Genomic DNA, 12,053 nt, shown 5'->3' with positions numbered 1-12,053 from the left:
CACGCATCGAAGCGTTTAAAGGTATATGAAACAGCAACTGGCGGGTAACAGAAAGAGTCTGATTGTTGGTCTGGGCAAGACCGGGCTCTCCTGTGCCCGTTATTTGTCGGCCCGCGGTGTGCCGGTGGCGATTACCGATAGCCGGGACACCCCGCCGGGGCTCAGTGAGCTGCGCCAGGAGCTACCCGATATTGCCCTGTTTCTGGGCGGCTTTGATCCGGATGCCTTTGCGGTGGCGGAGCAGTTGGTGGTCAGTCCCGGGGTACCGATGAGTGAGCCGCTGATCCAGCAGGCGGTGGCCAGGGGAGTGCCGGTGGTCGGCGATATCGAGCTGTTTGCCCGGGAGGCAAAGGCGCCGGTGGTGGCAATTACCGGTTCCAATGGCAAAAGTACCGTCACCACCCTGCTGGGCGTCATGTTGCGGGATGCCGGGTTGAAGGCCGCTGTTGGCGGAAATCTGGGCGATCCGGCTCTGTCGTTGCTGCATGATGATGTGGAGCTCTATGTGCTGGAGCTCTCCAGTTTCCAGCTCGAGACCACCTTCAGCCTAAAGCCGAAGGTGGCAGTTGTTCTGAATATCTCGCCGGATCACCTGGATCGCTATGCGGACCTGCAGTCCTATATGGATACCAAGGCGACCATTTACCGGGATGCCGAGGCCGCGGTGTTCAATCTGGACGACCCCCAGGTGATGGCCATGAATCGGCACGCAACGGGTGACTTGTTCTTTACCTTGGGCCAGCCCGATGAAGGGGTGTTTGGGGTTTGCGAAGACCAGGGGGGGCGTTGGCTCTGTCACGGCGCCGAGCGGCTGATCCGTACCTCGGCGTTGAAAATACCCGGCACACACAACCTCGCCAATGCGCTGGCGACGCTGGCTATCGGTAGCCTGTTGGGGTTGTCTCGCGACACCATGCTGAAGAGCCTGGTGGGCTTTTCCGGTCTGCCGCACCGCACCCAGTTTATCAAGGAGTCCGCCGGGGTACGCTGGTACAACGACTCCAAGGGCACCAACGTCGGGGCCTGCGCCGCGGCGCTGGAGGGCTTGTCCACCGGGGATGCGGCGCGCACGGTATTGATAGCTGGCGGCGACGGCAAGGGGGCCGACTTTTCCCCGCTGACTCCGGCAGTGGTCAGACACGCCCGCGCCGTGATCCTGCTGGGAAAGGATGCGCCCCGCATCGCCAAAGCCCTGAGCGACACGGTGCCGTTGATGCATGCCAAGAATATGGATGATGCGGTGCTGCTGGCGGCCAGTTACGCCGAGCCGGGGGATCGGGTGCTGCTGTCGCCCGCCTGCGCCAGTTTCGATATGTACAAAAACTATCAGCAGCGGGGCGAAATGTTCGTGGATGCGGTAGCGAGGTTGATCCCATGAACCTGACCGCTCATCGCCAGGCTACCATCGGAGAGGGGCGCAAGCTGTTGCCGGCGCTGGATTATCCGCTGCTGTTTGCTGCGCTGGTGCTGTTGGGTCTCGGGTTGGTGATGGTTGCCTCCGCTTCACTGCACCGGATCGGCGAGGCGCCTTTCTATTATGTGAACCGTCATCTGGTGGCTATCGGGTTGGGGTTGCTGGGGGCGTTGATCATCTCCCGGGTGCCGGTGACGCTGTGGGAGCGCTCCGGAACTCTGCTCTATTTTATCGGGCTGCTGCTGCTGGTGCTGGTGCTGGTGCCCGGTGTTGGTCGCGAGGCGAACGGTGCCACGCGCTGGATACCATTGGGCGCATTCAACCTGCAAAGCTCGGAATTCATGAAGCTGTTCATGGTGATCTATATCGCCGGATATCTGGTGCGCCGGCAGCTGGAGGTCGCGCACAGTATCTGGGGATTCATTAAACCGATGCTGCTGCTGGTGATCGCCTGTTCGCTAATCATGGTGCAGCCCGATTTCGGCACCACCACCGTGTTGCTGGCCACGGCCATGGGTATGCTGTTTTTGGGTGGCGTCCCGGTGTGGCAGTTCGCCATCCTGATCGGTCTTGCCGGCTCGGCGCTGGTGGGGTTGGTACTGGTCTCACCCTATCGGCTGCAGCGGGTGACCGCCTTTCTCGATCCCTGGGCCGATGTGGAAAACAGCGGCTATCAACTCGCCCAGGCGCTGATCGCCTTCGGCCGCGGCGAGTGGTTCGGTGTCGGATTGGGCAATGGTATCCAGAAACAGTTTTATCTGCCGGAGGCCCATACCGATTTCCTTATGGCGGTTATCGGTGAAGAGTTCGGGTTGCTGGGCACCCTGGTGGTGATCACCCTGTTTGCCCTGATTGTCTGGCGTGCCTTCCGCATCGGTGCCCGGGCAGAGGCGCACAGCCGGCGGTTTTCTGCCTATGTGGCCTATGGTTTCGGACTCTGGATCGGCATGCAGGCGTTCATCAATATTGGCGTCAATGTTGGACTGCTGCCGACCAAGGGCTTGACCCTGCCGTTCATGAGCTATGGCGGTAACAGCATCATCGTTGCCATCCTGGTGGTGGCGATACTGCTGCGCATCGACTACGAACTGCTGCGGCCGGAACCGGTCGAGCAGGGGGGGGCGGCATGGCAGGGAGCGTAATGCTGATGGCAGGCGGCACCGGTGGACATGTATTCCCGGCCCTGGCGGTCGCCCAGGAGCTGCGCAATCGCGGTATAGCGGTCTCCTGGCTCGGCAGTCCGGACAGTTTTGAATCGCGGCTGGTGCCGGAGCACGGGTTCGATATCCAGCTGGTGGATATCAAGGGGCTGCGCGGGAACGGGCTGAAGCGCTGGTTATCGGCGCCGTTCAAGATCGGTCGCGCCATGCTTCAGTCAGCACGTATTTTGCGGCAACGCCGGCCCCGGGTGGTGTTGGGGATGGGGGGCTTTGTTACCGGCCCTGGCGGCCTGGCGGCGCGTCTGCTCGGAATACCGCTGGTGATTCATGAACAGAACGCGGTGCCCGGCATGACCAATGGCTGGTTGTCGCGGATGGCCACGCGGGTATTTGAGGCTTTTCCCGGCAGCTTCGGTGAGCGTGTCGGCGCGATAGCCTGCGGCAACCCGGTGCGCCGGGAGATCGCCGCACTGCCGGGCCCGGCCGTGCGCATGCAGGGACGCAGCGGTCCGGTGCGGCTGCTGGTGGTCGGCGGATCGCTGGGGGCGCAGGCGCTGAATCAGTCGATACCGGAGGTACTGGCAACCTTGGGCGGCAGTGAGCGCCCGCTGGTACGACATCAGGCTGGGCGCGGAAAAAGTGAGTCAACCCGTGAGGCATACCAGCGGCTCGGTGTGGACGCAGAGGTGAGCGATTTTATTCAGGATATGGCCGATGCCTATGCCTGGGCGGACCTGGTGGTGTGCCGGGCCGGTGCGCTGACGGTGAGTGAACTGGCGACGGCCGGGGTTGCCGCCATCCTGGTGCCCTATCCCCATGCGGTTGATGATCACCAGACCCGCAATGCCGACTACCTGGTGGCTGCGGGTGCGGCCCGACTGCTGCCCCAGGCCGAACTGGAACAGAGCGGCTTTTCCGAGAGTATGAGGACGCTGTTGGTGGATCGTGCGGCACTGATGGAGATGGCGGTAAAGGCTCGCGCCCTGGCGATGCCCGGCGCCACCAATGCCGTGGCGGATTATTGTGAGGAGATTGCGAGCCGATGAAAAAGAGTGAAGCTACACAGCGTCGCCTGGCGGCAACCACCATGGGCCGCATCCGTCACTTGCACTTTGTCGGTATCGGTGGCGCTGGAATGAACGGTATCGCCCAGGTGATGCTCAATCTCGGTTACCGGATCTCCGGGTCTGACCTGAAGAGTAACCCCGCTATCACCCGACTGACCAAACAGGGTGCGAGCATCCATATCGGCCATGCGGCGTCAAATATCGCCGGTGCCGACGCGGTGGTGATCTCTACCGCGGTCAAAGAGGATAATCCGGAAGTGCGCATGGCCCGGGAGCAGCGTATCCCGGTGGTACCCCGGGCGGAGATGCTGGCGGAGCTGATGCGCTTCCATTTCGGTATCGCGGTGGCGGGTACCCATGGCAAGACCACCACCACCAGTCTGGTGGCCAGTCTGCTGGCGGAGGGTGACCTGGATCCGACTTTCGTGATCGGCGGCCGGCTCAATTCCGCCGGCACCCATGCCCGGCTGGGCGGTGGAGAGTATCTGGTGGCCGAGGCCGATGAGAGTGACGCCTCCTTCCTCTATCTCCAGCCGATGATGGCCATCGTCACCAATGTGGACGCGGATCACATGACCACCTATGGCGGTGATTTCAATCGCCTGCGCCAGACCTTCATCGAATTTCTGCATCATCTGCCGTTCTACGGCCTGGCGATACTTTGTATCGATGACGAGGAAGTGCGCGGGCTGCTGCCCCAAGTCACGCGGCAGGTGATCACCTATGGCGAATCGGCGGATGCGGATTGCCGCGTCAGCGGGATTCGGCAAGAGGGGCTGCGCACTCATTTCAGCGTCGCCTTCAGCGGTGAGCAGTCGTTCGATGTGACCCTGAACATGCCGGGGCGACACAACGTGCTCAATGCCCTGGCGGCTATCGTGGTGGCACATGAGGTGGGTGTGGATGTGGCTGCGATCCAGCGCGGCCTGGAGCGATTCGAGGGCATCGGGCGGCGTTTCAACGCCACCGAATGCGCGCTGACCGATGGTCGGCGGTTCATGCTGGTGGATGATTATGGACATCACCCGCGCGAGGTTGCGGCAACCCTGGACGCCGTGCGCGCGGGATGGCCGGAGCGACGGCTGGTGCTGGTGTTCCAGCCGCATCGTTACAGTCGCACCCAGGAGCAGTTTGATGACTTTACCCAGGTGCTTTCGCGGCCCGACGTACTGGTGCTGGGAGAGGTCTATGCCGCGGGTGAGGTCCCGATAGCCGGGGCGGATGGTCGTTCCCTGAGTCGTGCCATCCGGGCGCGGGGACAGGTCGACCCGGTGTTTGTCGATCCGATCGGCGAACTGCCGGAGCTGCTGGAAGGGATGATTCTGGATGGTGACATTGTATTGACCCTGGGGGCCGGGGATATCGGGCAGGTTGCCGCCCTGTTACCGGGCTGGTTTCAACAGCAGGGAGGTGAGTCGTGACAGACGAGGTGAATCGACGATTGCATATGGGTTGTGGTGAGCCACTCTCAGGGATTTTTTCCTTGCGTGACAAGTCGCGGGCGCTGATCCGTCCCCCGGCTGCGCCTGGGAAACGGCCGGAGCGGCCGCGGCCATGTGGAGGCAAGGGCGCGTGATGGCGGCACAGGACAAACCTTCTCTGCGTGGTGAGATGCGGTTCAACGAACCGCTGGCTCGCTACACCACCTGGCGGGTGGGTGGTCCGGCGCGCCAGCTCTACCGGCCGGCCGACAGCGCCGATTTGCTGCAGTTTCTCGCCACCCTGCCGGCGGGCGAACCCCTGTTGTGGCTGGGTCTGGGCAGCAATCTGCTGATCCGGGACGGTGGTTTCAGCGGCACGGTGATTGCCACCCAGGGCCGGCTGGATGGGATGGAGTTGGTTTCCGCTACCGAATTGCGGGTCGAAGCCGGCGTCAGTTGCGCCCAGGTGGCACGGTTTGCGGCGCGGCAGGGACTCTGTGGGGTGGAGTTTCTGACCGGTATTCCCGGCACCTTCGGCGGCGCCCTGGCAATGAATGCCGGCGCCTTCGGCGGCGAGACCTGGACTCATGTGACGGCCGTGGAGACGGTGGACAGAACAGGAAAATTGCACAAGCGCCTGCCGACTGAGTTCAAGGTGGGCTATCGGCAGGTGGAGCGACCGGCGGAGGAGTGGTTCCTGGCCGCAACCCTGCGCCTGGAAGCGGGTGATGTCAGTGAAAGCCAGCGGCAGATACGGGCGTTGCTGGAACGGCGCAACAGCAGTCAGCCGATCGGCCAGCCAAGTTGCGGCTCCGTGTTCAGGAATCCGCCCGGTGATCATGCCGCGCGCCTGATCGAGGCGGCCGGCTTGAAGGGGACGGTAATTGGCGGGGCCCAGGTCTCGGAGAAGCATGCCAATTTCATCATCAACCGGGGTGATGCCACGGCCATGGATATTGAAGCAATGATTCAACAGGTCAGGAAACAGGTGCAGGCGGCCAGCGGTGTGGAACTGATTACCGAGGTACATATCGTCGGTGAGGCGGAGGAGCGGCTATGACAGAGTTGGCAGCAGATTTCGGCAAGGTGGCGGTGCTGATGGGCGGGCTTTCGGCTGAGCGGGAGGTGTCGCTTCAGGGCGGTCGGGCGGTGCTGGAGGCACTGGTTCGCCGGGGTGTGGATGCCCATGGCGTGGATGCTGGACGGGATGTGCTCAGCCTGCTGCAACAGGAGCATTACGACCGGGTATTCATCATGCTGCATGGTCGCGGCGGTGAGGACGGGGTGATCCAGGGCGCGCTGGAGAGTATCGGTATGCCCTATACCGGCAGCGGCGTCGCAGGTTCCGCGCTGGGCATGGATAAGTATCGCTGCAAACTGCTATGGAATGGACTGGCTTTGCCCACAGCGGATTTTGTCATGCTGGAACAGGCGGCTGATCTGGATCGCGCTGAGGCGCTCGGTTTCCCGCTGATGATCAAGCCCTCCCACGAGGGGTCCAGCATTGGTATGGCCAAGGTGGAGAGTCGCCAGCAGCTGGAAGAGGCGTGGCGGCAGGCGGCCGGTTACGACATCGAGGTGATGGCGGAGCGCTGGATCAGCGGCGCCGAGTATACGGCATCGGTTCTGGACGACCAGGTGTTGCCGTTGATCCGCATCGAGACGCCCAATACCTTCTATGACTATGAAGCTAAATATCAGGCCGACAGCACGGCCTATCACTGCCCCTGTGGCCTCGATACAGAACAAGAGCAGGCGCTGAAGCGACTGGCGGAGCAGGCGTTCCGTGCGGTTGGAGCGCAAGGCTGGGGCCGTGTCGACATCATGCTGGATGAAGCGGGGAGCCCTTATCTGCTGGAAGTGAATACCGTGCCGGGCATGACCAGCCACAGTCTGGTGCCGATGGCGGCCCGGGCGGCGGGTATCGATTTTGATGAGTTGGTCTGGCGGATTTTGTCGGCCAGTCGGGTAAGCGGCTAATGGCGATGGAGCCCCGCAAAACCACACAGAAGGCCGAGGCGGCAGCCGGTGCCGGCATGTTGCAGCGGTTGTTGCACTGGCTGACCGTCCTCGGTGTGCTGCTGCTGTTTGCAGGTGGTGGAGTCTGGGGCGTGATAACCCTGCGTGATCCGGCGGTACTGCCGCTCAAGCTTGTGCGGATCGATGGTGAGCTCAGAAATCTCGATCGTCGAGAGTTGGAACAGGCCGTCGGTGCGGTGGTGGATGGCAACTTTTTTACCGTCGATCTGGATGCGGTCAGGGCGGCGGCGCTGAAGTTGGCCTGGGTCGATCAGGTAACCGTCAGGCGTATCTGGCCGGATACCCTGAATATGTGGGTGGAAGAGCAGCAGCCGTTGGCGCGCTGGGGTGATTCACAACTGGTGAATGGACGTGGGGGTGTGTTTACCCCCGAGTCCGAGGCGCTGAAGACGGAGCTGCCCAGTTTGGCAGGCCCTGCGGACAGTGCGACGGAAATCGTTGCCCGCTACCAGCGCATGGGCAGTCGGTTTGTCGCCCTGAAGCTGGATATCGATCGACTGGTTATGGACGGGCGAGGCGCCTGGACCGTGGGGTTTAAACAGGGGATGGAACTCAAGCTGGGTCATACGGATACCGAGGCGAGGGTGGACCGGTTTGTGCGGCTCTATCCAATGCTTGAACAGGCGGAGAAGCGCAGGGTGAAGCGAGTGGACATGCGCTATGCCAATGGGGTGGCGGTGCTCTGGGGAGAAGCAAGTTGAAGGTAATGAAAATAAACGTCTCGACCAGTCACAGGGTGGGGATGTGCCCGGTTGCAGAGGAACGGTTTTAATGACCAAAAAGACAGAAAAAAACCTGATTGTCGGGCTCGATGTCGGCACCTCAAAGGTGGTGGCCATCGTGGGTGAGATCAAGCCGGATAATCAGATTGAGATTATTGGCATCGGTTCACATCCGTCGCGCGGGATGAAGAAGGGTGTGGTGGTGAATATCGAATCCACTGTTCAGTCGATTCAGCGGGCCCTGGAAGAGGCCGAACTGATGGCTGGTTGCGAGATTCATTCTGTGCATGCCGGCATTGCGGGAAATCATGTTCGCAGCCTCAACTCCCACGGCATCGTGGCGATCAAGGACCGGGAAGTGACCCATGGCGATGTCGAGCGGGTGATTGATGCGGCACGAGCCGTGGCCATTCCCGCCGACCAGAAGATCCTGCACATCCTGCCACAGGAATTCATTATCGATGAGCAGGAGGGAATCCGCGAGCCGGTGGGTATGTCCGGCGTGCGCCTGGAGGCCCGGGTGCACATGGTCACCGGGGCGGTCAGCGCAGCGCAGAATATCGTCAAGTGTGTCCGGCGCTGCGGGCTTGAAGTGGATGACCTGATCCTTGAACAGCTGAGCTCAAGCTATGCCGTACTCAGCGATGATGAAAAGGAGCTGGGTGTCTGCCTGGTGGATATCGGCGGCGGCACCACCGATATCGCGGTCTTTACCGAGGGCTCGATACGCCACACCGCGGTGATTCCCATTGCCGGTGACCAGGTGACCAACGATATTGCGGTGGCCTTGCGCACGCCGACACAGCATGCGGAAGAGATCAAGATCCGCTATGCCTGTGCACTGACCCAGTTGGCGGCCAGTGACGAGACCATTGAGGTGCCGAGCATCGGTGAGAGGCCGCCCAGGAGGTTGTCCCGCCAGACTCTGGCCGAAGTGGTGGAACCAAGATATGAGGAGTTGCTGAGCCTGGTCCAGGCGGAGCTGAGACGCAGCGGGTTTGAGGATCTGATCGCCGGAGGTGTTGTGTTGACCGGCGGCAGTTCCAAGATGGAGGGGCTGATTGAGCTGGCGGAAGAGGTATTTCATATGCCGGTGAGGTTGGGTGTTCCGCAGTATGTAACGGGGTTGGTGGATGTAGTACGTAATCCGATCTACGCGACAGGGGTCGGTCTGCTGCTGTTCGGGCGGCAGAACCAGACGGGACGATTGCAGGATCTCCCGAGGAGTAACAATTTCAAAGCGATCTGGACTCGCATGAAGAGCTGGTTTCAGGGCAATTTTTAAGTTTTGTTTTTAAACATTTTTTGGGTTTTTTCAGGTGGCCGTGTAGCAGGGCCTGGATCATGAGGAGAGAGTGACATGTTCGAATTAATGGATGCATACAGTCAGAACGCAGTGATCAAAGTCATTGGTGTCGGCGGCGGCGGTGGCAATGCGGTCAACCACATGCTGAATGCGAGCATCGAAGGGGTGGACTTTATCTGTGCCAATACCGATGCTCAGGCACTGAAGAATAGTCAGGTGCGCACGCTGCTTCAGTTGGGCTCCAATATCACCAAGGGACTCGGCGCCGGTGCCAATCCCGATGTGGGGCGCGACGCGGCCATGGAGGACAGGGAGCGCATCCATGAGGCCCTGCAGGGCAGTGACATGGTCTTTATTACCGCCGGTATGGGGGGCGGAACGGGTACCGGAGCGGCGCCGGTGGTTGCCGAAGTGGCCCGTGAAATGGGTATTCTGACAGTGGCGGTGGTGACCAAGCCGTTTCCGTTCGAGGGCGTGAAACGAATGCAGATTGCCGATCAGGGCATCGAGGCGTTGAGCCAGTATGTGGATTCATTGATCACTATTCCCAACGAAAAGCTGTTGGCGGTACTGGGGCGCGACATGAGCCTGCTGAACGCCTTCAAGTCGGCCAACGATGTGCTGCAGGGTGCGGTACAGGGTATTGCCGAGCTGATTACCCGTCCGGGCCTGATCAATGTCGACTTTGCAGATGTCCGTACCGTGATGTCCGAAATGGGTACCGCGATGATGGGGTCCGGCTCGGCGAAGGGTGAAAACAGGGCGCGTGATGCAGCGGAACAGGCGATCAACAGCCCGCTTTTGGAAGATGTCAATCTGGCGGGCGCCAAGGGTATTCTGGTGAATATCACCGCAGGTCTGGATCTCTCGATTGGTGAGTTCGACGAGGTGGGCAGCACGGTCAAGGAGTTTGCCTGCGATGACGCTACTGTGGTTGTGGGTACCGTGATCGATCCCGATATGAGCGATGAATTGCGGGTTACCGTTGTGGCCACCGGTCTCGGCTCTGTGGGTACGGTGGAAATCAAGCCGTCGGTGATTGAAGAAGCTCCCCCGGTGCGCCTGGTCAATTCCGATGTGGTGGCACCGGGGCCGACTGATTATCGTGAAATGGATAGCCCGACCGTAGTCAGGAAGGCGGCTAAATCCTATGTTGCCGCTGCACAGGAACACAACATGGACTATCTGGATATCCCGGCATTCCTGCGGCGCCAGGCAGATTGAGGCGTGAGTGCCAGACACCTTGATAAGGCAGGTGTGGCGGATTACCCGCTAACCGGCTCCCGGAGCGGCCAGTGCCCGTTCCTGCGGGCGAAATAAACTTGCAATAGAAGGGTGAAACTGGTACTTAACGAGGGAATACCCTAATGGGTGTTCGGGGGGCAGGTATTCATCTGGCAGATGTTTGAGCCTGGCACTATTTTTATAGGGCGCAGTTCGCGGTTAGTGGGTTTCTGTTTAGCTCAATAAGCGAAATGTGTGATACCATCCGGCCGTTTAGTAGCCGGGAGATGGGGAATACAGGAAACATGATACGGCAACGTACGCTCAAGAACGTTATTCGTGCTACAGGAGTGGGTCTGCACACGGGGGGAAAGGTATACCTTACCCTGCGTCCCGCGGCGATAGACACCGGAGTGGTGTTCCGTCGGGTTGACCTGGATGAACCGGTCGAGATCGCGGCGCGGCCGGATAACGTCGGCGATACCCGGCTCTCCACCACACTGGAACAGGACGGCCTGAAGATTTCCACCGTGGAGCATCTGCTTTCCGCTTTTGCCGGCCTGGGGATTGATAATGCCTATGTGGATGTGAGTGCCCCTGAGGTTCCCATCATGGACGGCAGTGCGGGACCCTTTGTGTTTCTGATCCAGTCGGCGGGCGTGGAAGAGCAGAATGCAGCTAAACGCTTTATTCGCATCAAGCGCAAGGTGATGGTCAAGGAGGATGACAAATTCGCGGCGTTCGAACCGTTTGACGGTTTCAAGGTCTCCTTTGGTATTGATTTCAATCATCCGGCATTTGCCGAGCGTACCAAGTCCGCCACTATCGATTTTTCCTCCACCTCTTTCGTTAAAGAGGTGAGTCGCGCGAGGACGTTTGGTTTCCTGCGTGACATTGAAATGCTGCGCGAGCGGGAGTTGGCGCTTGGCGGAAGCATGAGCAACGCCATTGTGGTGGATGATTACCGGGTGTTGAACGAGGATGGCTTGCGTTACGAGGATGAGTTCGTCAAGCACAAGATTCTGGACGCCATCGGTGATCTCTATTTGCTCGGACACAGTCTGATCGGCGCGTTCAGCGGTTATAAATCAGGGCACGCCCTGAACAACAAACTGCTCAAGGCGCTGATAGCGGATGAGTCCGCCTGGGAAGAGGTGACCTTCGAAGAGGGAGATAGTGTGCCCATCTCCTATATGAAACCGGTTCAGGCAAGCTGACGGTTATTCGGGTGATTTAACGGCGTGTTTGCCGAGGCGAATCAGGGCTTCACTCAGATTGCTGTCCTCGATCCCGGCGGCTGTTTGATTAATCAGGGACGCGTTTTCCAGGCTTAGGCGCCTGGTCCTCTCGTGCTCCGGCTTAGGCGGTTTGCTGGTGACCAGTACACGCACTGTAATGCGCTCGGTTGCTATACCGTTGGCATTCAGTTGCCGGGCGAGTTCCCGGGTGGTGAAGCGCAGTCGACTGGCCCAGGTGGACGAGTCGACGTAGAGCACCAGTTGGGAACCCTTCTGTACCACTGCGGCGCAGTGTGTATTCAGGGGCGGCGGAATCAGGGCGCGAATACGCTGCAGCAACAACGATTGCACTTTGGATTGTTCCAGTAATCCACGGAGTGTATTTTTGCGTTGAAAATAGTCTTTGATGAGACGCGGTCGTTTGTTCATGGATGAATTGTGTCACGGAAGTTGCTGTCTTG

Annotated in this window: 11 protein-coding genes; 10 read left to right on the top strand and 1 reads right to left on the bottom strand. The window is 60.2% G+C overall.

What is annotated here, in order from left to right; all coding sequences use genetic code 11:
* Positions 1-25: 25 nt before the first annotated feature.
* From murD to lpxC, 10 genes are all read left to right on the top strand, one after another.
* Positions 26-1,378 (top strand): UDP-N-acetylmuramoyl-L-alanine--D-glutamate ligase, encoded by a 1,353-nt coding sequence (murD, locus tag A3GO_RS0110340; protein WP_029133329.1) that lies wholly within the window; start codon positions 26-28, stop codon positions 1,376-1,378.
* Entirely contained in the window at positions 1,375-2,556 is a 1,182-nt protein-coding gene (gene ftsW / locus A3GO_RS23525) for a putative lipid II flippase FtsW (protein ID WP_051302149.1), read from the top strand. Before murD ends, ftsW begins: the two co-directional genes overlap by 4 nt.
* Positions 2,541-3,620, top strand: coding sequence for an undecaprenyldiphospho-muramoylpentapeptide beta-N-acetylglucosaminyltransferase (murG, locus tag A3GO_RS0110330; RefSeq protein ID WP_029133328.1), 1,080 nt, complete (start codon positions 2,541-2,543; stop codon positions 3,618-3,620). The genes ftsW and murG overlap by 16 nt, the downstream gene beginning before the upstream one ends.
* Positions 3,617-5,062 carry a UDP-N-acetylmuramate--L-alanine ligase gene (murC, locus tag A3GO_RS0110325; protein WP_037375127.1) on the top strand — a complete coding sequence of 482 codons (1,446 nt, stop codon included), beginning with the start codon at positions 3,617-3,619 and terminating at the stop codon, positions 5,060-5,062. The genes murG and murC overlap by 4 nt, the downstream gene beginning before the upstream one ends.
* Positions 5,063-5,216: 154 nt before the next feature.
* Complete coding sequence (gene murB, locus A3GO_RS0110320; RefSeq protein WP_029133326.1) at positions 5,217-6,122, top strand: UDP-N-acetylmuramate dehydrogenase; 906 nt, start codon at positions 5,217-5,219, stop codon at positions 6,120-6,122.
* Entirely contained in the window at positions 6,119-7,042 is a 924-nt protein-coding gene (locus A3GO_RS0110315; protein ID WP_029133325.1) for a D-alanine--D-alanine ligase, read from the top strand. Before murB ends, A3GO_RS0110315 begins: the two co-directional genes overlap by 4 nt.
* On the top strand, positions 7,042-7,803 hold the full coding sequence (locus tag A3GO_RS23520; protein ID WP_051302147.1) for a cell division protein FtsQ/DivIB: 762 nt from the start codon (positions 7,042-7,044) through the stop codon (positions 7,801-7,803). The genes A3GO_RS0110315 and A3GO_RS23520 overlap by 1 nt, the downstream gene beginning before the upstream one ends.
* 70 nt (positions 7,804-7,873) lie before the next feature.
* Complete coding sequence (gene ftsA, locus A3GO_RS0110305) at positions 7,874-9,109, top strand: cell division protein FtsA (RefSeq protein WP_029133324.1); 1,236 nt, start codon at positions 7,874-7,876, stop codon at positions 9,107-9,109.
* Positions 9,110-9,184: 75 nt separating this feature from the next.
* Complete coding sequence (ftsZ, locus tag A3GO_RS0110300) at positions 9,185-10,354, top strand: cell division protein FtsZ (protein ID WP_029133323.1); 1,170 nt, start codon at positions 9,185-9,187, stop codon at positions 10,352-10,354.
* Between the two features lie 305 nt (positions 10,355-10,659).
* Complete coding sequence (lpxC, locus tag A3GO_RS0110295; RefSeq protein WP_029133322.1) at positions 10,660-11,571, top strand: UDP-3-O-acyl-N-acetylglucosamine deacetylase; 912 nt, start codon at positions 10,660-10,662, stop codon at positions 11,569-11,571.
* A gap of 3 nt (positions 11,572-11,574) precedes the next feature.
* Here the strand turns inward: lpxC and A3GO_RS0110290 are convergent, their stop codons facing one another.
* On the bottom strand, positions 11,575-12,021 hold the full coding sequence (locus tag A3GO_RS0110290) for a DciA family protein (RefSeq protein WP_029133321.1): 447 nt from the start codon (positions 12,019-12,021) through the stop codon (positions 11,575-11,577).
* Positions 12,022-12,053 lie beyond the last annotated feature (32 nt).

This window comes from Sedimenticola selenatireducens DSM 17993 (assembly GCF_000428045.1).
In the GTDB taxonomy this organism is placed as follows: Bacteria; Pseudomonadota; Gammaproteobacteria; order Chromatiales; family Chromatiaceae; genus Sedimenticola; species Sedimenticola selenatireducens.
The sequence above is the reverse complement of the archived record's forward strand: the minus strand, read 5'-3'. Positions and strand labels throughout refer to the sequence as shown.